Origin of the sequence: Gordonia caeni, from assembly GCF_039537105.1 — a bacterium.
GTDB classification, from domain to species: Bacteria; Actinomycetota; Actinomycetes; order Mycobacteriales; family Mycobacteriaceae; genus Gordonia; species Gordonia caeni.
This window is the reverse complement of sequence record NZ_BAAAZW010000005.1, coordinates 355,567-379,277: the sequence shown is the minus strand read 5'-3', so window position 1 is coordinate 379,277 and position 23,711 is coordinate 355,567. Positions and strand designations below refer to the sequence as shown.

Genomic DNA, 23,711 nt, shown 5'->3' with positions numbered 1-23,711 from the left:
GTGAGGATTGCTCAGCGGTCACGCTCAGGAGCTGAACTTTTCCAGCAGGGCCTTGCGCTGGCGGTCGCCCAGGCCACGCAGACGGCGGGTCGGAGCGATCTCGAGCTCGGTCATGATCTCCTGCGCCTTGACCTTGCCCACCTTGGGCAGAGCCTCGAGCAGGGCGGAGACCTTCATCTTGCCCAGGATCTCGTTGTTCTCGGCATCGGCGAGGACCTGCTTGAGGTCGGTGCCGCCGCGCTTGAGACGTTCCTTCAGCTCGGCACGGACACGACGAGCCTCGGCCGCCTTCTGCAGTGCGGCTGCGCGCTGCTCATCTGTCAACTGGGGAAGAGCCACGGTTCCTCCGTCTTTCGTTGGTCGGTTCGGTTTGCCCACCGACGCTATAACAGCGGCGGGTGGTCGTCCACGACCGGGTCCGGCGGACCCGGCGCTTCACGACGATCGTAACGATTCTCGTCATGACCAGGAAGGACGGTACCCGCTGCGAGCCGTTACGGCGAACACCGCCCCGGGCGCGTCGGCCGAGGCTTCGGCCGGGTAGCCTCCTGGTCCATGCTGCAGTCTGACCTGGCCACTCTCGCGCGCGTCCTGCGCGACGACATCGCTCCGCACGCCGCCACCGAGTCGGTCGTGGTGTCCGATCGACCCCATGCCCGCCTGGTGCGTTACGGGTCCCCCGACCAGCTGGACCTGGCCCGGGAGACCGGGGCGGTCCCGGTGCTGCTGGTGCCGCCGCTCGCGGTGACCGCCCGCTGCTACGACCTGGCTCCCGGCGCCGCCCCGCGCAACTCGGTGGTCGAGTTCCTGCTGTCCACGGGCACCGTGCCCTACGTGGTCGACTTCGGTGAGGTGGGCCGCGCCGACCGTCATCTGGGATTCGAGGACTACTTCGATTCCTTTGTGCCACGGGCGATCCGGGAGGTGGTCGAGGACTTCCGCGGCCGCAGCGATGCGGTGGATCTGATGGCGTGGAGCCTCGGCGGCACCGTGTCGCTGATGACCGCGGCCAACGACAAGCAGCTGCCGATCCGCTCGGTGATCACCGTCGGCACTCCCCTGAACTACATGAAACTGCCGCCCTACCCGCTGGTGCACCGGGTACTGGGACCGACCGACGGCAGGCCCGCGACCTATGCCCTGCGGGCCCTGGCCGGGATCCCCGCCCCCATCGTGCGCACGGTCTACCGCGGCTTCGCCTGGCAACGTGAGATCAAGAAGCCGTGGTACATCCTGTCCAACCTGGACGATCCGGAGGCGCTGGCCCGGATGCAGGTGATCGACCGCTTCCAGCGGTCGCTGCCGGGCTATCCGGGCAAGGTGGCCGAACAGATGCTGGTCAACTTCATCGTTCGCGACGAGCTCCGTCGCGGCACGCTGGAGTTCGAGAACCACACCGTCGACCTGACCTCCATCACGGCGCCGATCTTCATGGTGGGCTCCCACCGGGACGCGATCGCCACGCACGCGGCGGTGCAGCACGGGCAGAATCTGTTCACCTCGTCGGCGCACGTGGAGTTCCACACCGTCGAGACCAGCCACCTCGGCCTGCTCAGCGGTGCGGTGGCGGAACGGTCCACGTGGCCGGCCATCGCCGCGTTCCGCGACCGGCTCGACGCCGAACGCCTGTAGGCGACCAGCGGACCCGACGACTGGCCGTCAGCTCAGCGCGGCCTCGATCTGATCGCGGACCGTCGAGGCGGCGGCGGCCAGATCTGCGGCACCGGGCCCGGCGGCGAGGATGGCGCGCGAGGCGGCAGGCAGCAGCCAGGCCGGGTCGGCGGTGTCGGCGAAGACGGCGGCCACGTCGGCGGCGCTCGCCCCCTGCGCGCCCAGGCCCGGCGACAGGATCGGACCGGCCAGTGCGCTCAGGTCCAGGCCGTGCTCGCGGGTGGCGCCCACGACCACTCCGGCGGTCCCGGAGCCGTCGGCGTTCACCGCCGCGGCCGCGTCCACCACGCTCTGGGCCACGGTCCGCGTGCGGGCGACCTGCGCGGTCTGCAGTTCGGTCCCGTCCGGGTTGGAGGTGCGGGCCAGCACGAACACTCCCCGGCCGGTGGTGCGGGCGAGGGTGACCGCGGGATCGAGCGCCCCGAAACCCAGGTACGGCGAGACGGTCACCGCGTCGGAGCACAGTGGCGCCGCCGGCTCCAGCCAGGCCGCGGCGTAGGCGGCCATCGTGGAGCCGATGTCGCCCCGTTTGGCGTCGGCCAGCACCAGGGCGCCCGCGGCGCGACAGCCCGCGATCGTCTCCTCGAGCACCGCGAAGCCGGCGGAACCGAAGGCCTCGAAGAACGCCACCTGTGGCTTGATCACCGCGGCGGTGGGGCCCAGACCGGCGACGCAGGACTGCGCGAAGCTGCGCAGACCGTCCACCGAGACCGGTAGCCCCCACTGTTCGAGCAGGGACGGGTGCGGGTCGATTCCGGCGCACAGCCGCCCGCGCTCGGCCACCGCGGCACGATAGCGGCCGGCGAAGCCGTCGCCGCCGGTGGCCGGGGTGTTCCGGTCGGTCATCGGCGGGTCCTCACTCGCTCGCGTGTCCTCATTTGTCGCCGCGCAGGGTCGCGTGGCGGCGCTGCAGCGATTCCACCCCCATCGTGGCGCCCAGGGCGGCCTCGATCCCCTGCACGGCGGCCCCGGCGCCGGGCACCGTGGTGACGCACGGGATCCCGGCGGTGATGGCCGCCGAACGGATCTCGTAGCCGTCGGCGCGCGGACCGGAGCTGCCCGCGGGGGTGTTGATGATCAGATCGACCCGTCCGTCGCGGATCATGTCGACCACCGACTCCTCGCCGTCGGCGGCTTCGAAGTGCTTGCGCACCTCGGTCACCTCGATGCCGTTGCGGCGCAGCACGTCTGCGGTGCCCTTGGTGGCCAGGATGGTGAACCCGAGGTCCGCCAGCCGTTTGGCCGGGAAGGCGATGGAGGCCTTGTCGCGGTTGGACACCGAGACGAAGACGGTGCCGCTGGTGGGCAACGCGCCGGACGCGGCGGCCTGTGCCTTGGCGAAGGCCCGGCCGAAGTCGCGGTCGAAGCCCATCACCTCACCGGTCGACTTCATCTCCGGACTCAGCAGGGTGTCCACGGCCGCACCGTCCGGGGTGCGGAAGCGGTTGAACGGCAGCACGGCCTCCTTGACGGCAACCGGCGAGTTCACCGGGATCACACTGCCGTCGCCGGACGCCGGCAGCACGCCCTGGCCGCGGAGCTCGGCGATGGACATGCCCATCATCAGGCGCGCACAGGCCTTGGCCAGCGGCACCGCGGTCGCCTTGGACACGAACGGGGCGGTGCGGCTGGCCCGTGGGTTGGCCTCCAGCACGTACAGCACGCCGTCCTTGAGCGCGTACTGCACGTTCAGCAGGCCGCGCACCCCGATCCCCTTGGCCAGCGCCTCGGTGGACCGGCGGACCGCCTCCAGTTCCTCAGCTCCCAGCGTGATCGGCGGCAGCGCGCACGCCGAGTCGCCCGAGTGGATCCCGGCCTCCTCGATGTGCTCCATCACGCCGCCGATGTACAGCTCGGTGCCGTCGTACAGGGCGTCGACGTCGATCTCCACCGCGTCCTCGAGGAAGCGGTCGACCAGCACCGGCCGGTCGTGCGAGATCTCGGTGGCGCGCGAGATGTAGTCGGCGAGGCCGGCCTCGTCGTAGACGATCTCCATGCCGCGCCCGCCGAGCACGTACGACGGCCGGACCAGCACCGGGTACCCGATGTCGGCGGCGATGTCGCGCGCCTGGTCGAAGGTGGTGGCGGTGCCGAACTTCGGCGCCGGCAGGTCGGCCTCGACGAGCACCTTGCCGAACTCGCCGCGGTCCTCGGCCAGGTCGATGGCGCTGGGCCCGGTCCCGACGATGGGCACCCCGGCGGCCTCCAGCTGCGCCGCCAGGCCCAACGGGGTCTGGCCGCCGAGCTGCACGATCACCCCGGCGACTGTGCCCGATTCGTTCTCCGCGTGGATCACCTCGAGCACGTCCTCGAGCGTCAGCGGCTCGAAGTAGAGGCGGTCGGCGGTGTCGTAGTCGGTGGAGACGGTCTCCGGATTGCAGTTGACCATCACGGTCTCGTAGCCGGCCTGACTCAGGGTGAGCGCGGCGTGCACGCACGAGTAGTCGAACTCGATGCCCTGCCCGATCCGGTTGGGTCCCGAGCCCAGGATGATGACCTTCGGATGGTCCGGTTGCGGCGCGATCTCCGAGGTGGCGGCCGAATCGAGCTCGTACGACGAGTAGTGGTACGGCGTGCGGGCCTCGAATTCGGCGGCGCAGGTGTCCACCGTCTTGTACACCGGGCGGACTCCCAGACGGTGCCGCAGGTCGCGGACCGCGGCTTCGTCGCCGAGCGCGGCGTCGCCGGCGGCCGTGCGCAGCGCCGCGAGCTGCCGATCGGACAGTCCCGTGGACTTGGCCAGCCGGAGCAGGTCCTCGTCGAGGGCGTCGGCCTCGCGCGCCTGCGCGCCCACCTGGCAGATGTACTCCAGCTCGGCCAGGAACCACGGGTCGATCGCGGTGGCCTCGAAGATCTGCTCGACGGAGGCGCCGGCCTCGAAGGCCTGCGCGATCTTGTACATGCGGCCGTCCCGGGCCACCCGGATGTCGTCGAGCAGCGCCGGCAGATCCAGCGTGGCCGGGTCGGGCCGGTCCGGCTCGGTCCAGAAGCCGGCGGCTTTGGTCTCCAGGGAACGCATCACCTTGCCGAAGGCCTCGGCGAAGCTGCGGCCCAGGCTCATCGCCTCACCCACCGACTTCATGGTGGTGGTGAGGGTGTCGTCGGCGCCCGGGAACTTCTCGAAGGCGAACCGCGGGGCCTTCACCACGACGTAGTCGATCGACGGCTCGAAGGCGGCCGGGGTGGCCTTGGTGATGTCGTTGGTGATCTCGTCCAGCGAGTAGCCGATGGCCAGCTTGGCGGCCATCTTCGCGATCGGATAGCCGGTGGCCTTGGAGGCCAGCGCCGAGGAGCGCGAGACGCGCGGGTTCATCTCGATCACCACCAGCCGGCCGTCGCGCGGATCCTGGGCGAACTGGATGTTGCAGCCGCCGGTGTCCACTCCGACCTCGCGGATGATCGCGATCGACTGATCACGCATCTGCTGGTATTCGCGGTCGGTGAGCGTCATCGCCGGGGCGACGGTGATGGAGTCGCCGGTGTGCACGCCGACCGGGTCGACGTTCTCGATCGAACAGATCACGATCACGTTGTCGCGGTTGTCCCGCATGAGTTCGAGCTCGAACTCCTTCCAGCCGAGGATGGACTCCTCGATCAGGACGTTCGCGGTGGGCGACGCGGACAGGCCGCCGCCGGCGATGCGGTTCAGGTCGTCCTCGTCGAAGGCCATGCCCGAGCCCAGGCCGCCCATGGTGAACGACGGCCGGACCACGACCGGGTAGCCCAGCTCGGCGACCGTGTCGTGCACCTCTTCCATGGTGTGACAGACCCGCGAGCGGGCGCTCTCGCCGCCGATCTCGGCGACGATGTCCTTGAACATCTGCCGGTCCTCGCCGCGCTGGATGGCGTCGATGTCGGCGCCGATCAGTTCGATGCCGTGCTTGGCGAGGATGCCCTGCTCGTGCAGGGCCACCGCCGTGTTGAGGGCGGTCTGCCCGCCGAGGGTGGCCAGGACCGCGTCGATCGGGTGGCCTGCGTCGCGCTCGGTCTCGATCACCTTCTCGACGAACTCGGGGGTGATCGGCTCGATGTAGGTGGCGTCGGCGAACTCCGGGTCGGTCATGATCGTGGCCGGATTGGAGTTGATCAGCGAGACGCGCAGGCCCTCGGCCTGCAGCACCCGGCAGGCCTGGGTGCCCGAGTAGTCGAATTCGCAGGCCTGGCCGATGACGATCGGGCCCGAGCCGATGACCAGGACGTGAGAGAGGTCGGTACGGCGTGGCATCAGGAATCGGTCCCTTCCGGCTGGCTCCCGGTGGCGCTGGGCTGCCCGGGGGTGCGTGCGGCCATCGCGGCCACGAACTTGTCGAACAGGTCGGCGGCGTCGTGCGGGCCGGACGCGGCCTCGGGGTGGTACTGCACGGAGAAGGCGCTGCCGTCGAGCAGTGCCACGCCCTCAACCACCCCGTCGTTGGCGCAGACATGGCTCACCCGCGCGCGGCCGAAGTCGGTGTCGAACTCGTCGCCGGCTTCACCCTCGAGGGCGAACCCGTGGTTCTGCGAGGTGATGGCCACCTCGCCGGTGATCACGTCGACCACCGGGATGTTGATACCGCGGTGACCGAACTTGAGCTTGTAGGTCTTGCGGCCGAAGGCGCGGCCCAGGATCTGGTTGCCGAAGCAGATGCCGAAGGTGGGCAGCCCGGCCGACAGCACCTCGCGGGTCAGGTCGACGGCGCGGTCGGCGGTGGCCGGGTCGCCCGGTCCGTTGGACAGGAAGAAGCCGTCCGGGCCGACCGCCATCACGTCGTCGAAACTCGCGTCGGCGGGCAGGATGTGCACCTCCACGCCACGGGCGGCGAGCATGCGGGGCGTGTTGGCCTTGATCCCGAGATCGAGGGCGGCGACGCGGAACCGCGGTTCGCCCGCGGCCTCGACCACGTAGGTCTCTTCGGTGCTGACCTCCCGGGCCAGTTCGGCACCGGCCATCGGAGCCTGCGCGCGCACCTGGGCCAGCATGTCGGCCGTATCGGTGATCGCGGGCCCGGAGAAGATCCCGGCGCGCATGGCGCCGGCCTCGCGGAGTTCGCGCACCACTGCGCGGGTGTCCAGGCCGGAGATGCCGACGATCCCCTGCGCCGTGAGCTCGTCTTCCAGGTTCGACGTGGCGCGCCAGTTGGAGACGCGACGGGTCGGGTTGCGCACGGCGTAGCCGGCGACCCAGATCTTGCCCGGATCGTTGTGGTCGATGAACTCGGCCGACCAGCGCACCTGCGAGCGCTTGCCCAGCAGGCTCTCGCCGTCCTCGGTGTTCCAGCCGGTGTTGCCGATCTGCGGGGCGGTGGAGATCAGGATCTGCCGGTGATAGCTCGGGTCGGTGAGCATCTCCTGGTAGCCGGTCATCGCCGTGCAGAAGACGGCCTCGCCCAGCGTGGTCCCCTCCGCGCCGTAGCTGCGGCCCGTGTGCACCGTGCCGTTCTCCAGCACCAGTACCGCTTTACTCATGACTTCTTCCTCTTCGTCTTCTCGGCGCCGGCGTCGCGAGCGGCCTCATCAAGTTCTGCGCGCGTGCGGTCGGTGACCTCGGCGTAGGCCTGCGTCCATTCGGGGTACACCGACTTGTCGTCGCCGCGGATCCCCGAATCGACTTCGGTGCCCGACGGCAGTCGCCAGCGGATCACCAGGAGTCCGTCGCGGGTCATCACCTTGCCGGCGAGCCGGTTCTCGGTGCGCACCGCCGTGACGGTCTCGTTCGGGATCCAGATGTCCGAGGCGCCGTGGCGCGCCAGCAGGATGCCCGCGTCGTGCTGCGAATACTCCACGGCGGCCCGGTCGCCGAAGTCGCCGACGGCGACGCGGGTGGCCCAGGCCGGGGCCAGGGTGCTGCCCACGTAGATTCCCGTGGCCGGACCGCGCAGCGGCGCACCCGGATCGGCGGGCACCGCCGGCAGGTCGCCGATGCTCTCGGCCTGCGAGCGGCCGCGGCGGCGCCAGCCGCGCAGGGCCAGCAGCACCAGGCCCAGCCAGAGCAGCAGCACCGCCACCACCAGAATGACGTCGTACATCCAGGGGCTCATCCGGCCGTCACCGTGCCCCGCAGGACGGTCGCGAGCACTGTGGCGGGCAGCGACATCGCCTCGTACGGCGTGTTCCGGGACTTGCTCGCCAGTGCGGCGGGGTCCACCACCCACTCCGCGTCCGGATCGACCACGGTCAGGTTGGCTGGTTCCCCGACCTCGATCGGGCGGCCCTGGTCGTCGAGGCCGACGATCTGTGCGGGCCGCTCGCTCATCACCCGGGCCACCCCGCGCCAGTCCAGCAGACCGGGGCGGACCATGGTCTCCACCACCACCGAGAGCGCGGTCTCCAGACCGAGCATGCCGGGTTTGGCCTGGGAGAACTCGCAGCACTTCTCCTGGGAGGCGTGCGGGGCGTGATCGGTGGCGACACAGTCGATCACGCCCTCGGCCAGCGCCGCGCGCAGCGCGACCTTGTCGCGCTCCTCGCGCAGCGGCGGGTTGACGCGGTTCACGCCGTCGTAGGTCTCCAGCCGCGAATCGTCGAGCAGCAGGTGATGCGGGGTCACCTCGGCGGTGACGTCGATGCCCTGGGCCCGCGCCCAGCGAAGCAGTTCGACGGTGCCCTCGGTGGAGGCGTGCGCCACGTGGATGCGTGCCCCGGCGTCGCGGGCCAGCAGGGCGTCCCGGGCGACGATGGACTCCTCGGCGGCGCGTGGCCAGCCGGCCAGACCGAGCCGGGCCGCGGTGGGACCGTCGTGGGCGACGGCCCCGGCGGTCAGTCGCGGATCCTCGCTGTGCTGGGAGATCAGCACGCCCAGGCCCGAGCTGTACTCCAGGGCGCGCTTCATCACCATCGGGTCGTGCACGCACTTGCCGTCGTCGCTGAACAGCTTCACCTTGGCGGCGCCGTCGGCCATCATGCCCATCTCGGCCAGTTGTTCGCCGCGCAGACCGACGGTGACCGCACCGACCGGGTGCACGTCCACCAGGCCGACCTCCTGGCCGATGCGCCACACCAGATCGGTGATCGAGGCGTTGTCGGCCACCGGGCTGGTGTTGGCCATCGCGAAGATCGCGGTGTAGCCGCCGCGGGCGGCGGCCGCCGAGCCGGTCGCGATGGTCTCGGTGTCCTCCCGCCCGGGTTCGCGCACGTGGGTGTGCAGGTCGACCAGGCCGGGCAGCAGGACGCCGCCCTTCCCGTCGATCACGGTGGCTCCGTCGGGTGCGATCAGCCCGGGGCCGATCGCGGTGATGACGCCGTCGGTGGCCGCCACGTCGAGGGGCTCGCCCTCGCCGTAGGGCCGGACGTTGGTGATGAGGACCGAACCGGTGGCCGCCACTACTGGGCCCCTCCTGACTGGTGCTGGGCCGGGGTCGCCCCGGCGGGGTCGTTGTCGGCGGAGTCGCTGGCCAGCAGGCGGAACAGCACCGCCATGCGCACGTGCACCCCGGCCCGGACCTGCTCCAGGACGAGCGACTGCGGGGCGTCGGCGACGTCGAAGCCGATCTCCATGCCACGCAGCATGGGGCCCGGGTGCAGCAGCGCGGCGTGCTCGGGCAGCAGGGCCAGCCGGTTGTCGTTGAGGCCGTAGCGCACCGAGTACTCGCGGGCGCTCGGGAAGAAGCCGCCGTTCATGCGTTCGGCCTGCACGCGCAACATCATCACCGCGTCGGCGCCGGGCAGTTCGGCGTCCAGGTCGCTGGTGACCCGGACCGGCCAGGTCTGCACCCCGGTGGGCAGCAGAGTCGGCGGCGCCACCAGCACCACCTCGGCGCCGAGCGTGGACAGCAGGTGCGCGTTGGAGCGGGCCACGCGCGAGTGCAGCACGTCGCCGACCACGGCGATCTTGCGGCCGTCGAGTTCACCGAACTTCTGGCGCAGCGAGTAGGCGTCCAGCAGCGCCTGGGTCGGATGCTCGTGGGTGCCGTCGCCGGCGTTGATCACCGACGGGCCGCCGCCCTCGCCGTCACCGGTCCACGCGGCGATCTGGGCTGCCGATCCGGAGGCGGGATGCCGCACGATCAGCGCGTCGGCGCCGGCGGCGTAGAGCGTCTTGGCGGTGTCGCGCAGCGACTCCCCCTTGTTGACCGAGGAGCTGGCGGCACTGACGTTGATCACGTCCGCGCTCATCCATTTGCCGGCGACCTCGAAGGAGACGCGGGTGCGGGTGGAGTTCTCGTAGAAGACGGTCATCACGGTGCGCCCGCGCAGGGTGGGCAGCTTGCGGACTTCCCGTCCGGCCAGGGCCTGTTCGAAGCGGGCGGCTTCGTCGAGCAGTTCGACGGCGTCGTCGCGGCTCAGGTCGGCGGCCGACAGCAGATGTTTCATCGGTCGGTCGCCGCCGTCCGGAGGACCACCTCGTCGATGCGGTCGTGCTCGGCGAGATGGACGTCGACGTCTTCGTCGCGGGAGGTGGGGATGTTCTTGCCCACGTAGTCCGCGCGCAGCGGCAGCTCGCGGTGGCCGCGGTCGACCAGCACGGCCAGCTGCACCGAGGCCGGGCGGCCGAGGTCGCGCAGCGCGTCCAGCGCGGCGCGGACCGTGCGGCCGGAGAACAGCACGTCGTCGACCAGGATCACCAGCGCGCCGTCCACGCCGCCCGGCGGCACCAGGGTGCGTTCGAGCGGGCGGTGCGGCTTGTCGCGCAGATCGTCGCGGTACAGCGTGATGTCGAGGTACCCGGTGGGCACGGCGACGCCGCTGAACTCTTCGATCTTGGCCGCGAGGCGGCGGGCGAGGGTGGTGCCGCGGGTCGGGATTCCGATGATCACCACGGGGGTGGAATGCTCGGCGTCCAGGGCCGTCTTCTCGATCACCTGGTGCGCCATGCGCGCCACGGTGCGGCCGACGTCGGACGCATCCAGCAGGGTCCGGGTGCGCCGCTGCGCTGCAGCGGTATCGCGGTCCGGGGACCCGTGGACAGGCGTAGTCAAACCGACCTCCTTCTCCGCCTCACCGGACGGATCGTTAAAGGAATTGCCGGACTGGACTCTACTCCCCGGAGGTCGCGGCGCGCACCTGGGGGGCCAGGACCGCGATGCGGTCGAGCACCCCGTTGACGAAGGCCGGCGAGTCGTCGGTGGACAACGCCGTCGCCAGCTTCACCGCCTCGTCCAGCACCACCTTGACGTCCACGTCGGGCGCGTACAGCAACTCCCAGGTGCCGAGGCGCAGAATCGCCCGGTCGACGGCCGGCAGCCGGTCGAACTCCCAGTTCTCCAGCCGCGCGGTGATGATCGCGTCGATCTGGTCGGAGTCGGCCACGACTCCTTCGACGGCCTGCACCGCATAACCGGTCATCTCGCCGACGCTGTCGTCGGTGTCGAAGACCTCGCGGCGCTGGGCGATCAGCTCGGTGGCCGGCACACCCTTGGCCTCGGCCTCGAAAAGGAGGTCCACCGCGCGGCGGCGCTGGCGGTGACGTCCGCGGGGCTCCCCGCTGCGATCAGTTGTTGACACGGCCGAGGTAGTTCCCGTCGCGCGAATCGATCTTGAGCTTGTCGCCGGTGTTGATGAACAGCGGGACCTGCACCTCGGCGCCGGTCTCCAGGGTGGCCGGCTTGGTGCCGCCGGTGGAGCGGTCACCCTGCAGGCCGGGATCGGTCTGGGTCACCTCCAGTTCGACGGTGACCGGCAGTTCCACGTACAGCGGCACGTCCTCGTGCGTGGCGACCTGCACGCTCATGTTCTCCAGCAGGAAACGGTGGCCGTCGCCGATGGTCTCCGGGGTGATCGCGACCTGGTCGTAGGTCTCGCCGTCCATGAAGACGTAGTCGGTGCCGTCGTTGTACAGGTACGTCATGTCGCGGCGGTCGACGGTGGCGGTCTCCACCTTGACGCCGGCGTTGAAGGTCTTGTCGACGCCCTTGCCGGTGAGCACGTTCTTGATCTTGGTGCGCACGAAGGCGGGCCCCTTGCCCGGCTTGACGTGCTGGAACTCCAGGATCTGCCAGAGCTGGTTGTCGATCTTGAGGACGAGGCCGTTCTTGAAGTCGGCGGTGGTCGCCATGCGAGTTCTCCTTGTGAAGTCTGTCGGACCGTGCAGCCCGTCGAACGATCCCGCTCCTACAGGATCTGCAGCGCCCGGGGGGCGCTCGTCAGCGACCGCGGGCCCGAGGCGGACACCGCGAGGGTGTCTTCGATCCGGACCCCACCGCGACCGGGAAGGTAGATCCCCGGCTCGACGGTGACAGTCGCGCCGTCACGTAGTGTAGCGCTCGCGGCACTGCCGATTCCGGGCGCTTCGTGGATCTGCAGTCCCACGCCGTGTCCGAGGCCGTGGACGTACTGCTCGCCGTAGCCGGCTGCCGTGATCACTTCGCGGGCCGCCGCGTCGATCGCGGCGAGCGGGGCACCCGGGTGCAGCGCCGCCCGTCCCGCTTCCTGAGCCTCCTGCACGATCGAGTAGATCTCGCGCTGCCAGGGCTCGGCTTCGCCGAGAACGAAGGTTCGCGTCATGTCCGAGTGGTAACCGCCGACCACCGCCCCGAAATCGATCTTCACCAGGTCGCCGTGCGCCAGGACGGCTCCGGTCGGACGGTGATGCGGGATCGCCGAACCGGCACCGGCCGCGACGATGGTCTCGAATGCGATCGCCTCCGCGCCGCGCGCGTACATCTCCCACTCCAGTTCCCGCGCCACCTCGCGTTCGGTGCGACCGGGGGCCACGGCCCCGCGGTCGAGCAGCGCGGCCAGCGCTTGGTCGCCGATGCGGCAGGCCTGCTCGATCAGGGCGATCTCGCCGTCGTCCTTCACCTCCCGCAGGTCCTGTACCGCGCCGCGCACCGGCACCAGTTCCACCTCGGCGGCGGACGGCGCCGCGCACAGCTCGGTGAATTGGGCGACGGTCACCGCATCGGATTCGAAGGCCAGCCGCACCGGCGCCTCCCCCGTCCACTCGTCCGCCACGGTCGCGAGCAGTGCGGCGACGGTGTCCCGGGCGAGGACGGCATCGAGGTCGGGGGCCTGTGCGGCCACCTGGGCGGTGTACCGGCCGTCGGTGGCGATCCGGTGGGGCCGGTCGCCCGTCCACACCAGCGCCGCGGCGTTGCTGCCGGTGAATCCGGTCAGATAGCGGACGTTGATCAGATCACTGACCACGATCGCGTCGGCGCCGTGCGCGGGCAGACCTCCGGCCAGTGCGGCGCGGCGGCCCGCGTAGTCGGCGCGAACGTCGGAATGAGCGGGGGCATCAGGGTTCACAGGCATGTTGAGATTGTTGTACACCTCTCACCCCGGTATGTTGTCCCCATGGAATCCTGGCTTCTGCGCGGCATCGTCATGTCGATCGTCCAGATCGCGGCGCGTGTCCTCCTCGGCTTCGCCGTGATCGCATGGCCCGTCCAGTCGACGATCTACCGCACGATCGCCATCGCGGCCGTCGTCCTGATCGCCGTCGTCTGGGGCGGTCTCGACGGCATCCGGGACGCCCGGGCCAACCCGGACCCCGACGACTACGCCGATCTGACCATGCGCTGGCTGAAGGCCGGCGTGCTGGCCGGCGCGATCTCGTGCTTCGTCTGCTGGCTGCTGGGCACCTTCTGGCTCGACGGCATCGGGCAGGCGGACTTCTGGATCGAGATGATCGCGGGCACCTCGTTCATCACCCTGATCATCTACGTGCCGGCCTTCTTCGGGGTCAGCATCGGACGTTGGCTGATCCGTCGCGAGCAGAACAAGGGCGTGGACGACGACTGGTCGCACCACGAACTGCACACCCAGCCCGCAGCGGACGCCCGGACCACCGAGGTCCAGACCGCCGAGATCAAGGCCTGACGGTCCATCTGGCCCGGTGTGCGGGCCACACTCCCACCATCACTGATCAGCCCGGCGACCCCGGGCTGATCAGTGTGCTCTGGTCCTCCCCGGAAGAACGGGGTCAGCCCAGGAGGACGCCGCCGGTGCCGCGCTCGCCGGCCACCGCCGAGTAAGCCGCGGCGATGAGGGCCGGGTCCGGCGCCTCGAGACGGCCGGGTCGGGCCAGACCGTCGAGCACCACGAACCGCAGCATGCCCGAACGGTTCTTCTTGTCCCCTGCCATCGTCTTCAGCAGGTCGCCGAGGGCGTCCGGGTCGTAGCTGGTCGGTAGGCCGACCAGTTCCAGGAGACGGCGGTGGCGATCGGCGGTCTCGTCGTCGAGACGCCCGGCGAGGCGGGCCAGTTCCGCGGCGAACACCATCCCGACCGAGACGGCGGCACCGTGGCGCCACTTGTACCGTTCACGGCGTTCGACCGCATGCCCGAGCGTGTGGCCGTAGTTGAGGATCTCCCGCAACGACGATTCCTTCAGGTCCGCCGAGACCACGTCGGCCTTCACCTGCACCGACCGGCGGATCAGTTCGGGCAGCAGGTCTCCGGCCGGGTCGACGGCCCCCTCCGGGTCGGCTTCGATCAGGTCCAGGATCACCGGGTCGGCGATGAAACCGGTCTTGATCACCTCGGCCAGCCCGGCGATGATCTCATTGCGCGGGACGGTCTCCAGAGTGCCCAGGTCGATCAGGACCGCGTCCGGCTCGTGGAACGACCCCACCAGGTTCTTGCCCGCGTCGGTGTTGATGCCGGTCTTGCCGCCGACGGCGGCGTCCACCATCGCCAGCAGGGTGGTCGGCACGTGGATGATGCCGATACCGCGCATCCAGGTGGCGGCGACGAAACCGGCGAGGTCGGTGGCCGCGCCGCCGCCCAGGCTGATCACCTTGTCGTTGCGCTTGAGGCCGATGCGGCCGAAGATCTCCCAGCAGTAGGCGGCCACCTGCAGATCCTTGCCGTCCTCGGCGTCGGGGATCTCGAGCCGGTGCGCTTCCAGACCGCGCTCGGCCAGGAACTCCCGGATCTGCTCGGCAGTCTGCTTGAGAGACGGCTGGTAGACGATGGCGACGCGGTCGGCTCCGGCCGCCGCCTCGGCGAGGTCGGTCAGCAGGCCGCGGCCGATGATCACGTCGTAGGGATGGGCCGCGCGGACGGCCACCTTCACCGGTTCGGTCACGGCAGGATCCTCCTGATTCGGGGCGGGCTGATCGGGGTCTGTTCGGTTCGGGGGGGCCGGCAGGGCGCCCAGCACCGTGTCGACGAGGTCGGACACGCGCCGGGTCGCATCCACGCGGTGCGTCGCGACCGCTTGATAGGCGTCGAGGCGGCCGGCCAGCAGTTCGGCGTAGCGGGCGGCCGGGGTGGGATGCTTCAACAGGGGCCGGCTGGAATGCGCGACGCGGGCGAACCCCTCGTCGGCGCCGATGTGCAGATAGACGACGTGGTGTCCGGCGAGTGCCGCGGCCACCTCGGGGATCGTCACCGATCCGCCGCCGAGCGACACGACGCCGTCGGCGGTGGCGAGCACGTCCAGGACGGTGGCGCGCTCGAGGTCACGGAAAGCCGGTTCACCGTCGGCGGCGAAGATCTCGGCGATGGTGCGGCCGGCCCGCCGTTCGATCTCCGCATCGGTGTCCAGGTAGTCCACGTCCAGCGCGGCGGCGAGGGCGCGGCCGACGGTCGACTTCCCGGATCCCATGAACCCGGTCAGCACCGCGCGAGGCGTCACGGCCGCGGCGGCCGCGCGTCGATGGCGTCGAGGTAGCCGCGCAGGTTCGCGGCGGTCTCGCGGGCCGAGTCGCCGCCGAACTTCTCCAGTGCGGCCTGGGCGACGACGAGGGCGACCATCGCCTCGGCGACCACCCCGGCGGCCGGCACGGCGCAGACGTCGCTGCGCTGATGGATGGCGCTGGCCGGTTCACCGGTCTCCATGTCCACGGTGGACAGGGCGCGCGGCACCGTCGAGATCGGCTTCATCGCGATACGGACCCGGAGGTCCTCGCCGTTGGTCATGCCGCCCTCGAGGCCGCCGGCGCGGTTGGTGGAGCGCAGGACGCCGTCGGCGCCGGGCACCATCTCGTCGTGCGCCTGGCTGCCGCGGCGGCGAGCCGTGGTGAAGCCGTCACCCACTTCGACGCCCTTGATGGCCTGGATGCCCATCAGGGCGCCCGCCAGTCGGGCGTCGAGGCGGGTCTCCCCGGAGACGTGCGAGCCGAGCCCGACGGGCACACCGGTCGCCAGGATCTCGACGACGCCGCCGAGGGTGTCGCCGTCGCGTTTGGCGGCCTCGATCTCGTCGATCATCGAGGTCTCGGCGTCTTTGCCGAAGGCGCGCACGGGGCTGTCGTCGATCGCGGTCAGATCGGCGTACACCGGCGCGGGACCGTCGTAGGGCTCGCTGTCTCCGATGGAGACCACGTGCGAGAGGACCTCGATCCCGAACACCTGGCGCAGGAAGTTCCGGGCGACGGTCCCGGCGGCGACGCGCGCAGCCGTCTCGCGGGCGCTGGCCCGTTCGAGGACCTGCCGCGCATCGTCGAAGCCGTACTTGAGCATTCCCGAGTAGTCGGCATGACCGGGGCGCGGACGGGTCAGCGGCGCGTTGCGGGCGCTGCCGGCGAGTTCGGCCGGATCCACCGGGTCGGCGGCCATCACCTGCTCCCACTTGGGCCACTCGGTGTTGCCGATCTCGATCGCGATCGGACTCCCCAGGGTCTTCCCGTGCCGGATCCCGCCGATCACGGTCACCTGGTCGGCCTCGAACTTCATCCGGGCGCCGCGGCCGTAGCCCAGGCGCCGGCGCGCGAGTTGTTCAGCGATGTCGGTCGAGGTGACCTCGACCCCGGCCACCATTCCGTCGACCATTGAGACCAGGGCGGGCCCATGCGATTCTCCAGCAGTTATCCAGCGCAACACAATGAACGATTGTTCCACGAGCCCGCCGCAGCGGTCTCAGCGGCTCAGGTCCACTGACCGTACTGCGGCTTCAGGATGGTGTTGACGTCCACGGTCACGCCGCCGACCTGCTGCTGACCGCGGAGTTGATGCAGGTGCGCGGACGGATGGCGGTAGCCCTGCGGGGTGCCCCAATCGTGCTGCCAGAACCAGCGTGCGAGCCCGAAGCTGGACGCCCACTGGATCACCGGGGCGTTGCCGTAGACGCCGGTGCGCAGCGGCCCGATCACCGATTGCCAGGCCAGCAGATACGGCGCGATCTGGGTGACGAACTGCGTAAAGGTCGGATTGTCGTCGATGGAGACGTAGATCGGCGCCGAGCCCGGTCCCCCTGCCGCCCGGTGGATGGCGACGCCGCGCTTGGCGTGATCGAGTCCGGCCGGGTAGCCGCCCAGCCAGTCGGCGGTCGCTTCCTTGCCGAACTGATAGTTGGAGACCACCGTCAGGCCGGCGGCCCGCATCGCGGTCGCCTCCTCGGCCCGCAGCGGTTTGCCCGTCATGTACTCCGCACCCGGCCGCCGGTCGGAGATGTAGCGGATCACGCCGGCGTGGCCGGCGGCCTTCACCGCTTCGGGTTCCGGAATTCCCACGGCGTAGTCCAGGAGCGTGCCGTGCGCCACGTCGGGCGGTAACGACGGCGGCAGTTCCGAGGAGCCGCTCGGCACCAGATCGGCGAGGGTGTCGGCTCGTGCTCGCGGCGCCGTGAGCAGTGCGGCGGCGCCCGCGCCGGCGGCGACGGTGGAGAAGAAGCGGCGACGAGAAACGGACACGGTGACCTCACGGGTGGGCGGCAGACTACCCGCTCAGAGTAACTCCCGTACCTCTGGTCACTCGTACACCACATGTCACAACTCGGATAAGAGACGCAGCATTCCCACCGCCAGTGTCGCAGCGACCAGCGCCGGTCCGTGCGGAACCGCCTGCCGCCGGGTGACCAGGCACAGCACGACGGTGAGCAGGGCGGCCGCCGCCACCGCGAGCAGCGCCGCGGCCATCGAACCGAGGAGCGCTCCGCACCCGGCCGCCAGCTTCACGTCGCCCCCGCCGCACGAATGCGCCAGAAAGCCTGCCAGGTACACCGTTGCGGCGACGAGCGCCCCCGCGACAGCGGGCGGATGCACACACGCCGCGGCCAGAGCGATCGCCAGCAGGGGTGCCAGCAGACGGTTGGGCAGGCGTCCCGTCCGGCGGTCGACGTCCGCCAGCAGCACCAGGTACGCGGCGATCGCGAGGTCTCCGGCCAGCGCCCAGGTCATGGATCCAGCGTGGACCTCGCAGAATCTGGCGGCTCCGCGACGTCCACAGCCGGCACCCGCTCGGCGGCGGGTGTCCACAATCGGACGGGTCGATCAGGAGCGTCCCAGGGCCGCGGCCATCGCGGCACGCGGCGCGGGGCGGCCGGTGAACTGTTCGACCTGGCTGTAGGCCTGATTGAGCAGCATCGTCAGGCCGCCGACCACCGTGCCGCCCGCATCGGCGACCGCGGCCGCCAGCGGAGTAGGCCAGGGGTCGTAGATAACGTCGATCAGTCGGCCGATGCCGCGCAGCGACTCGACGATCTCACCCGTCGCGCCCGCGGGCACCGTGGAGACCACGACATCCGCGCCGGCCGCCGCCTCCCGCAACGGTTCCCCGCCGGTGAAGCCGACCACCTCGACGGACATGCCGAGCCGCTCGGCCAGGTGCACCGCGGCCCGCGCGCGCGGGGCGCTGCGAGCGACGATGGTCAGCGCGCGCACCCCCCACTCGGCGAGCGCGGCGATGGTGGGCAGCGAGGTCCCACCCGCACCGATCACCACCGCGCGGTCGGCCCCGCGCGGTACGCCGGCCTCGTCGAGCGCGCCGGTCATGCCGTCGACGTCGGTGCAGTCCGCGCGCCAGCGACCGTCGGGCAGGCGCACCAGGGTGTTGGCCGAGCCGATCAGCTCGGCGCGCTCGGTGCGCTCGTCGGCGACGGCGAGGGCCGCGAACTTGCCGGGCATGGTGACCGAGAACCCCACCCACTCCGGGCCGGCGGCGGCGATCCGGCCGGGCAGTTCCTCGGCGGTGGTCTCCACAGCCACGTAGGTCCAGCCCGCCAGGCCGAGCGCCTCGTAGGCGGCCCGGTGCAGGTCCGGGGAGCGCGAGTGCCCCACCGGAGAGCCCAGTACCGCGGCTCTGCGCGGACCTTCCGCGCCGGCTGCCGATCGGTCCATCAGCTGCAGCCGGTGGTGATGAACTTGTTCCGGCAGGCGATCTGGCGGTTCTTCTTGTGGCGGTCGAAGGTCCTCGCGAACAGGGTGGTGCCCTTCGAATCGACGGTCACGAAGTACAGCCAGTCCCCCGTCGCCGGACTCTCCACCGCCTCCAGGGCCCGCTCGCCGACCGCGCCGATCGGCGTCACCGGCAAGCCGTCGCGCTGGTAGGTGTTCCACTCGGTCTTGTCGGTGTACGCCTCACCGTGCACATCGATGTTGGTCACCTGCGCGGTGTAGTTGGCGGTGGAGTCCATTTCGAGTTTCTGGCCCTCGTCGAGACGGTTCAGGATCACCCGGGCGGCCTTGCCGTAGTCGTCGTCGTTGCTCACCTCACGCTCCACGATCGACGCCACGATCAGCGTGTCGTAGGGCATCAGGCCCGAGTTGTTGGCGCTCAGCAATCCCCACGTCTCGAAGCGGGTGACGCTGCGCGTGATCAGCGAGTGCAGCAGCTCGGCGGCGTCCTGACGCGGATCGATGTCCTCCCAGGCACCCGAGGCGATCAGACCCTCGATGCGGCGGTGGTCGTTGTCGAGTCGCTTCACCGCGGCGGCCGCCCACTTCGGCACGCCGAGCTCTTCCACCGACGATTCGGCGGCGGCACGCTGCAGTTCGTCGACCGTGACGCCGTACTGCTGCCCGTCGGCCTCCACCGAGGTGACGTCGGCCAGCATCTCGAAGATCCCGGGGGTCGTCTTGCCGTCCACGCCCTTCTTGGAGTCCAGCTGGAGCCCTTCGGGGATCACCAGGCGACCGACCCGGTGGGCGTCGCCTTCCATCATGTCCACGGCTGCGGTACCGGAGATCCCGGTCGGCAGCGTGTAGTAGCCGGCGGACAGCTGGCGGTCGCCCGCCGCGTCGACGAAAGCACGCTGACTGCCCACCACGCCGGCGTCGGCGAGGATCCGGCCGAAGTCGCGCAGAGACGACTGTTCAGGGATCTCCACCAGCGCGGAGTTGCCCCCGGTGGTGGAATCGAAATCCTTGCGCGAATCGAAGACGCCCACCTGCCGCAGTCCGATCACTGCGCCGAGCAACACCACGAGGATCACGGCGACCACCGCGATCAGCGCCTTGTGCCGTTTGTGCGGGGCAGGCATGCCGCGCCGATCCTCGGCGTCGCCGAAGCCTCCCGGCCCGTCGGGACCGTCGGGACCGTCGGGACCGTCCGGTCCGTCCCAGCCGCCGTGCGGCGCGGGACCGGGCGCACCAGGACCCTCGTCGAGGATGTCGAAGGTCGGTGCCGCCGCGCCCAGACCGGCGTGCGAGGTCTCCCGGGCCGGCACCGGCCCGGACGAGAGAACGTCAGGCGAGAGCAGGTCGGGCGAAGCGATGTCGGCCGGAGCCGGTTCGGTGCGGTGGGCGGCTGATTCGCCCGGCAGTTGCGAGGTGGTCGGCGCCGTGGGTGTCACGTCAGCGGGCGAGACCGACTGTCGCGGCTGCGCGATCGGTGCGGGAACGGTGGGGGGCTCCGGCGGTTCAACGCGCGCAGGTTCGGCACGCGGCGGCTCCACTCGCGCAGGTTCGGCACGCGGGGGTTCGGGTTGCGGGGGTTCGGCACGCGGGGGTTCGGCACGCCGGCGCTCGGGCCGCGGGGCCGGGGGCGCCGGCTCGGCGAAGCCCGGCTGATTCACCTGCGAGTCGGGCAGCTTCGGCTGTGCGTACCGGATCTCGAGGTACGGATTCTGGGAGGGCTCGGGACGTCGATAGTCGACGGTCGGATCCGGGGTGCCCGACGGCGTGCGGATGATCGGGATACTCCCCGTGGTGGTGGGGTCACCGGGAGCACGACGGCGCCGGTGGCGGATCCGCGGTGCCTCCGGCGAACCGCCCGGGGGGACCCGGGAACCGGCCGGCGGCGAGTCCTCGCCGGGTCCGTTCGCCCCATCCTGCTCAGTCACTTGAGTCCCATCCTCCACTGCGTCGGGCGTCCAACCATCCTTGCAGGATAGCTACAGCTGCTGCTTGATCGATCACGGCACGCGCGGCTTTGCCCTTCTTTCCACTTGCACGCAGGGCGCCCGCGGCCGTCACCGTGGTGAGTCGCTCGTCGTGATAAAGCACCGGGACCGGAGCGATGGCCGCGGCCACCGCGTCACCGAACTCGCGTGCGGCGGCCACCGCGGCACCCTCGGTGTTCCGGAGGGTCCGTGGCGATCCGACGATCACTTCGACCGCCTCGTACTCGTCGGCGATCTCGGCGATCCGGCGCACGGCGGCAGCGGTGGTGGTGTGCTGCACCGTTTCGACGGGAGTGGCCAGGATGCCGTCCGGATCGCAGCTGGCGACCCCGATCCGCACACTCCCGACGTCGATGCCCAGGCGGCGCCCGCGCGGCTGGATGCCCGTCATCGGGCGGAGTCGGTACCGCGTTCGCCGACCACTTCGCGCACACGCTTGAGGGCGGCGTCGATGCCGCCGGCATCGCTGCCCGACCCCTGGGCCAGGTCGGGCTTGCCCCCGCCGCGGCCGGACACCAGTGGTGCGATCTCCTTCACCAGGTCACCGGCGCGCAGTCCGCTCGCACGCGCGGCCTCGGTGGTGGCGGCGACGAAGGGGACCTTGGCGCCGTCCACCGACAGCAGCACGACCACGGCGTCGCGGGCGGCCACTTTGCCGCGCAGCTCGGTCGCCAGCGACCGCAGGCCGTTGGCATCCACGCCGTCGGCCACCCGGCCGGTCACCACCAGGGTCCCGGCGACGGTTTCGGCCGAATCGATCAGGCCGCCGACCGCGGCGCGCGCCTGCTCGGCACGGACGGCCTCGAGCGCCTTCTCCGCATCCTTGAGTCGCGTCACCAGGTTCTCGACCCGTTCGGGGACCTGCTCGGAGGGCACTTTCAGCGACGACGCCAGTCCCGCCAGCAGCGCACGCTCCTTGGACAGGTAGCGCAGCGAGTCCATGCCGACATAGGCCTCCACCCGGCGCACCCCCGATCCCACCGAGCCCTCGCCGATCACGGTGACCGGGCCGATCTGCGCGGACCCGGCGACGTGGGTGCCGCCGCACAGCTCCATCGAGAACGGGCCGCCGATCTCCACTACGCGGACCTCGTCCCCGTAGTTCTCGCCGAACAGGGCGAGGGCACCCATCGACTTGGCGGTCGCCAGGTCGGTCTGGAAGGTGTTGACGGCGTAGTTCGCCTCCACCGCCTCATTGCTGATGCGCTCGATCTCGGCGCGCTGCAGTTCGCTGAGCGGCGCCGGCGAGTGGAAGTCGAAGCGCAGATATCCCGGGCGGTTCAACGAACCGGCCTGGGTCGCGGTGGGGCCGAGCACCTGCCGCAGGGCCGCGTGCACCAGGTGGGTGCCCGAATGACCCTGGGTGGCGCCGTGCCGCCAGGCCGCGTCGACGGCCGCCAGCACCTCGTCGCCCTCGACGATCTCGCCTTCGTCGACCACCACGCGGTGCAGCCAGACCTGCTTGTTGACGCGTTGCACGTCCTTGACGCTCAGGCGCACGCCCGAGCCGGTCGTGATGGTGCCCAGATCGGCCAGCTGACCACCCGCCTCGGCGTACAGCGGAGTGCGGTCCAGGATCACCTCGAGCTCGGTGCCCGGCGCGGCCGAGGCGACGCGTTCGCCGCCGGAGACCAGGCCGAGCACCCGCGCCTGGGACACCAGTTCGTCGAAGCCGGTGAACTCGGTGGGGCCCCGGTCGAGGAAGTCCCGGTACACCGACAGGTCGGCGTGACCGCTCTTGCGGGCGGAGGCGTCGGCCTTGGCCCGGCCGCGCTGCTCTGCCATCAGGGCGGCGAACCCGTCCCGGTCCACCTCCAGTCCGGCCTCGGACGCCATCTCCAGCGTCAGGTCGATCGGGAAGCCGTAGGTGTCGTGCAGGGTGAAGGCGTCGTCACCGCTGATCCGGCTCCGCCCCGCCTGCCGGGTGGATGCGGCGGCGTCGGCGAACAGCTTGGAGCCCGACGCCAGCGTCTTGCCGAAGGACTCCTCCTCGGCGACGGTGACGGCGAGGATGTGGTCGCGCTGCTCGGCGAGCTCCGGGTAGGCCGGGCTCATCTCGTCGATCACCTTCTGCACGATCGCCGCCATGGTCGGCTGGGTGGCCCCCAGCAGCCGCATCGACCGCACGACGCGGCGGAGCAGCCGTCGCAGCACGTAGCCGCGGCCGTCGTTGCCGGGGATCACACCGTCACCGATCAGCATCACGGCGGTGCGCGAATGGTCGGCGATCACCCGGAACCGGACGTCGTCGTCGGCGTTGCCGGCACCGTAGGCGCGCCCGGACAGTTCCGCGGCCAGGTCGATCACCGGCTTGAGCAGATCGGTCTCGTAGACGTTGTCGACGCCCTGCAGGATGCAGGCGACGCGTTCGATCCCCATGCCGGTGTCGATGTTCTTCTTCGGCAGCGGCCCCAGGATCTCGTAGTCGTCCTTGCTGGTACCGGCGCCCCGCTCGTTCTGCATGAACACGAGATTCCAGATCTCGATGTAGCGGTCCTCGTCGGCCTCCGGGCCACCCTCGACGCCGTACTCGGGGCCGCGGTCGTAGAAGATCTCCGAACACGGACCACACGGGCCGGGCACACCCATCGACCAGTAGTTGTCGGCCATGCCACGGCGCTGGATGCGCTCGGCCGGCACGCCGATCACGTCGCGCCAGATGGTCTCGGCCTCTTCGTCGTCGAGGTAGACCGTGGGCCACAGCTTCTCCGGGTCGATGCCGTAGCCGCCCTCGTCGACCGGATCGGTCAGCAGCGACCAGGCGAACTCGATGGCCTCGCGCTTGAAGTAGTCGCCGAAAGAGAAGTTGCCGGCCATCTGGAAGAAGGTGTTGTGCCGGGTGGTGACGCCCACCTCGTCGATGTCGAGGGTGCGCACGCACTTCTGCACGCTGGTCGCGCGCTGATACGGCGGGGTCTGGTCGCCCAGGAAGTACGGCTTGAATGGCACCATTCCCGCGTTGACGAACAGCAGGTTGGGGTCGTCCAGGATCAGTGAGGCGCTGGGCACCTCGGTGTGTCCGGCCCGGATGAAGTGATCCAGGAAGCGCTTCCGGATTTCATGCGTCTGCACTGGGCGAGTGTCCTTACCTACGGTCGCGGAGAGTCAGCCCGTCAGT

General features: G+C 70.6%; 21 protein-coding genes and 1 pseudogene. 2 read left to right on the top strand and 20 right to left on the bottom strand.

The genetic code is table 11. The features are described 5' to 3' along the window. Nucleotides 1–24 precede the first annotated feature (24 nt). Complete coding sequence (gene mihF / locus ABD732_RS10810; protein ID WP_344783462.1) at nt 25–339, bottom strand: integration host factor, actinobacterial type; 315 nt, start codon at nt 337–339, stop codon at nt 25–27. 216 nt (nt 340–555) lie between these two features. On the opposite strand from mihF, the gene ABD732_RS10805 reads away from it, so the two are divergent. Further along, complete coding sequence (locus ABD732_RS10805; protein ID WP_425553025.1) at nt 556–1,632, top strand: alpha/beta hydrolase; 1,077 nt, start codon at nt 556–558, stop codon at nt 1,630–1,632. A 27-nt stretch (nt 1,633–1,659) separates the two neighbouring features. On the opposite strand, the gene pyrF is transcribed toward ABD732_RS10805, so the two are convergent. Genes pyrF through ABD732_RS10755 form a run of 10 tightly spaced genes read right to left on the bottom strand, consistent with a single transcriptional unit; the run spans nt 1,660 to nt 12,840 of the window. Next, nucleotides 1,660–2,517 (bottom strand): orotidine-5'-phosphate decarboxylase, encoded by an 858-nt coding sequence (pyrF, locus tag ABD732_RS10800; RefSeq protein ID WP_344783460.1) that lies wholly within the window; start codon nt 2,515–2,517, stop codon nt 1,660–1,662. Between the two features lie 28 nt (nt 2,518–2,545). Continuing rightward, a complete protein-coding gene (gene carB, locus ABD732_RS10795) occupies nt 2,546–5,896 on the bottom strand; it encodes a carbamoyl-phosphate synthase large subunit (RefSeq protein WP_344783458.1) in 3,351 nt (1,116 codons plus the stop codon). Beyond that, nucleotides 5,896–7,116, bottom strand: coding sequence for a glutamine-hydrolyzing carbamoyl-phosphate synthase small subunit (carA, locus tag ABD732_RS10790; RefSeq protein ID WP_344783456.1), 1,221 nt, complete (start codon nt 7,114–7,116; stop codon nt 5,896–5,898). Before carA ends, carB begins: the two co-directional genes overlap by 1 nt. Beyond that, complete coding sequence (locus ABD732_RS10785) at nt 7,113–7,688, bottom strand: PH-like domain-containing protein (protein ID WP_344783454.1); 576 nt, start codon at nt 7,686–7,688, stop codon at nt 7,113–7,115. Before ABD732_RS10785 ends, carA begins: the two co-directional genes overlap by 4 nt. Next, a complete protein-coding gene (locus tag ABD732_RS10780; protein ID WP_344783452.1) occupies nt 7,685–8,971 on the bottom strand; it encodes a dihydroorotase in 1,287 nt (428 codons plus the stop codon). The genes ABD732_RS10785 and ABD732_RS10780 overlap by 4 nt, the downstream gene beginning before the upstream one ends. Beyond that, the gene (locus ABD732_RS10775; RefSeq protein ID WP_344783450.1) at nt 8,971–9,960 is read right to left on the bottom strand and encodes an aspartate carbamoyltransferase catalytic subunit; all 990 of its coding nucleotides are present in this window, start codon (nt 9,958–9,960) and stop codon (nt 8,971–8,973) included. Before ABD732_RS10775 ends, ABD732_RS10780 begins: the two co-directional genes overlap by 1 nt. Further along, nucleotides 9,957–10,565 (bottom strand): bifunctional pyr operon transcriptional regulator/uracil phosphoribosyltransferase PyrR, encoded by a 609-nt coding sequence (gene pyrR, locus ABD732_RS10770; protein ID WP_344783448.1) that lies wholly within the window; start codon nt 10,563–10,565, stop codon nt 9,957–9,959. The genes ABD732_RS10775 and pyrR overlap by 4 nt, the downstream gene beginning before the upstream one ends. Before the next feature lie 58 nt (nt 10,566–10,623). Continuing rightward, nucleotides 10,624–11,091: a transcription antitermination factor NusB gene (nusB, locus tag ABD732_RS10765; protein WP_344783446.1), complete on the bottom strand. Its 468-nt coding sequence runs from the start codon at nt 11,089–11,091 to the stop codon at nt 10,624–10,626. After that, nucleotides 11,078–11,641: an elongation factor P gene (efp, locus tag ABD732_RS10760; RefSeq protein ID WP_344783444.1), complete on the bottom strand. Its 564-nt coding sequence runs from the start codon at nt 11,639–11,641 to the stop codon at nt 11,078–11,080. Before efp ends, nusB begins: the two co-directional genes overlap by 14 nt. A gap of 56 nt (nt 11,642–11,697) precedes the next feature. Then, entirely contained in the window at nt 11,698–12,840 is a 1,143-nt protein-coding gene (locus ABD732_RS10755) for a M24 family metallopeptidase (protein ID WP_344783442.1), read from the bottom strand. Between the two features lie 42 nt (nt 12,841–12,882). On the opposite strand from ABD732_RS10755, the gene ABD732_RS10750 reads away from it, so the two are divergent. Next, nucleotides 12,883–13,407, top strand: a complete 525-nt coding sequence (locus ABD732_RS10750) for a B-4DMT family transporter (protein ID WP_344783440.1) — start codon at nt 12,883–12,885, stop codon at nt 13,405–13,407. Nucleotides 13,408–13,510: 103 nt separating this feature from the next. Here ABD732_RS10750 and aroB read toward each other — a convergent pair whose 3' ends face one another. The 9 genes and pseudogenes from aroB to alaS all read right to left on the bottom strand — a co-directional run bounded on the left by aroB (nt 13,511) and on the right by alaS (nt 23,665). Then, the gene (aroB, locus tag ABD732_RS10745) at nt 13,511–14,617 is read right to left on the bottom strand and encodes a 3-dehydroquinate synthase (RefSeq protein ID WP_344783519.1); all 1,107 of its coding nucleotides are present in this window, start codon (nt 14,615–14,617) and stop codon (nt 13,511–13,513) included. 81 nt (nt 14,618–14,698) lie between these two features. Continuing rightward, nucleotides 14,699–15,139: pseudogene (locus ABD732_RS10740) on the bottom strand (shikimate kinase); the annotation flags it as partial. A gap of 26 nt (nt 15,140–15,165) precedes the next feature. Further along, nucleotides 15,166–16,374: a chorismate synthase gene (gene aroC, locus ABD732_RS10735; protein ID WP_344783438.1), complete on the bottom strand. Its 1,209-nt coding sequence runs from the start codon at nt 16,372–16,374 to the stop codon at nt 15,166–15,168. A 26-nt stretch (nt 16,375–16,400) separates the two neighbouring features. Continuing rightward, nucleotides 16,401–17,165 (bottom strand): DUF1906 domain-containing protein, encoded by a 765-nt coding sequence (locus tag ABD732_RS10730; RefSeq protein WP_344783436.1) that lies wholly within the window; start codon nt 17,163–17,165, stop codon nt 16,401–16,403. A gap of 75 nt (nt 17,166–17,240) precedes the next feature. Beyond that, complete coding sequence (locus ABD732_RS10725) at nt 17,241–17,651, bottom strand: prepilin peptidase (protein WP_344783434.1); 411 nt, start codon at nt 17,649–17,651, stop codon at nt 17,241–17,243. Nucleotides 17,652–17,744: 93 nt separating this feature from the next. After that, nucleotides 17,745–18,590, bottom strand: coding sequence for a shikimate dehydrogenase (locus ABD732_RS10720; RefSeq protein WP_344783432.1), 846 nt, complete (start codon nt 18,588–18,590; stop codon nt 17,745–17,747). After that, a complete protein-coding gene (locus ABD732_RS10715) occupies nt 18,590–20,533 on the bottom strand; it encodes an endolytic transglycosylase MltG (RefSeq protein WP_344783430.1) in 1,944 nt (647 codons plus the stop codon). Before ABD732_RS10715 ends, ABD732_RS10720 begins: the two co-directional genes overlap by 1 nt. Then, complete coding sequence (gene ruvX, locus ABD732_RS10710) at nt 20,526–20,984, bottom strand: Holliday junction resolvase RuvX (RefSeq protein ID WP_344783428.1); 459 nt, start codon at nt 20,982–20,984, stop codon at nt 20,526–20,528. Before ruvX ends, ABD732_RS10715 begins: the two co-directional genes overlap by 8 nt. Further along, entirely contained in the window at nt 20,981–23,665 is a 2,685-nt protein-coding gene (alaS, locus tag ABD732_RS10705; protein ID WP_344783426.1) for an alanine--tRNA ligase, read from the bottom strand. The genes ruvX and alaS overlap by 4 nt, the downstream gene beginning before the upstream one ends. Nucleotides 23,666–23,711 lie beyond the last annotated feature (46 nt).

What these genes read in the sequence shown, in the direction of transcription:
- carA (WP_344783456.1), bottom strand. Translation starts at nt 7,116, where the DNA reads ATGAGTAAAGCGGTACTGGTGCTGGAGAACGGCACGGTGCACACGGGC.
- ruvX (WP_344783428.1), bottom strand. Translation starts at nt 20,984, where the DNA reads ATGACGGGCATCCAGCCGCGCGGGCGCCGCCTGGGCATCGACGTCGGG.
- ABD732_RS10785 (WP_344783454.1), bottom strand. Translation starts at nt 7,688, where the DNA reads ATGAGCCCCTGGATGTACGACGTCATTCTGGTGGTGGCGGTGCTGCTG.
- ABD732_RS10720 (WP_344783432.1), bottom strand. Translation starts at nt 18,590, where the DNA reads ATGGACCGATCGGCAGCCGGCGCGGAAGGTCCGCGCAGAGCCGCGGTA.
- carB (WP_344783458.1), bottom strand. Translation starts at nt 5,896, where the DNA reads ATGCCACGCCGTACCGACCTCTCTCACGTCCTGGTCATCGGCTCGGGC.
- pyrF (WP_344783460.1), bottom strand. Translation starts at nt 2,517, where the DNA reads ATGACCGACCGGAACACCCCGGCCACCGGCGGCGACGGCTTCGCCGGC.
- ABD732_RS10805 (WP_425553025.1), top strand. Translation starts at nt 556, where the DNA reads ATGCTGCAGTCTGACCTGGCCACTCTCGCGCGCGTCCTGCGCGACGAC.
- ABD732_RS10775 (WP_344783450.1), bottom strand. Translation starts at nt 9,960, where the DNA reads ATGAAACATCTGCTGTCGGCCGCCGACCTGAGCCGCGACGACGCCGTC.
- ABD732_RS10750 (WP_344783440.1), top strand. Translation starts at nt 12,883, where the DNA reads ATGGAATCCTGGCTTCTGCGCGGCATCGTCATGTCGATCGTCCAGATC.
- ABD732_RS10755 (WP_344783442.1), bottom strand. Translation starts at nt 12,840, where the DNA reads ATGCCTGTGAACCCTGATGCCCCCGCTCATTCCGACGTTCGCGCCGAC.
- efp (WP_344783444.1), bottom strand. Translation starts at nt 11,641, where the DNA reads ATGGCGACCACCGCCGACTTCAAGAACGGCCTCGTCCTCAAGATCGAC.
- ABD732_RS10725 (WP_344783434.1), bottom strand. Translation starts at nt 17,651, where the DNA reads ATGACCTGGGCGCTGGCCGGAGACCTCGCGATCGCCGCGTACCTGGTG.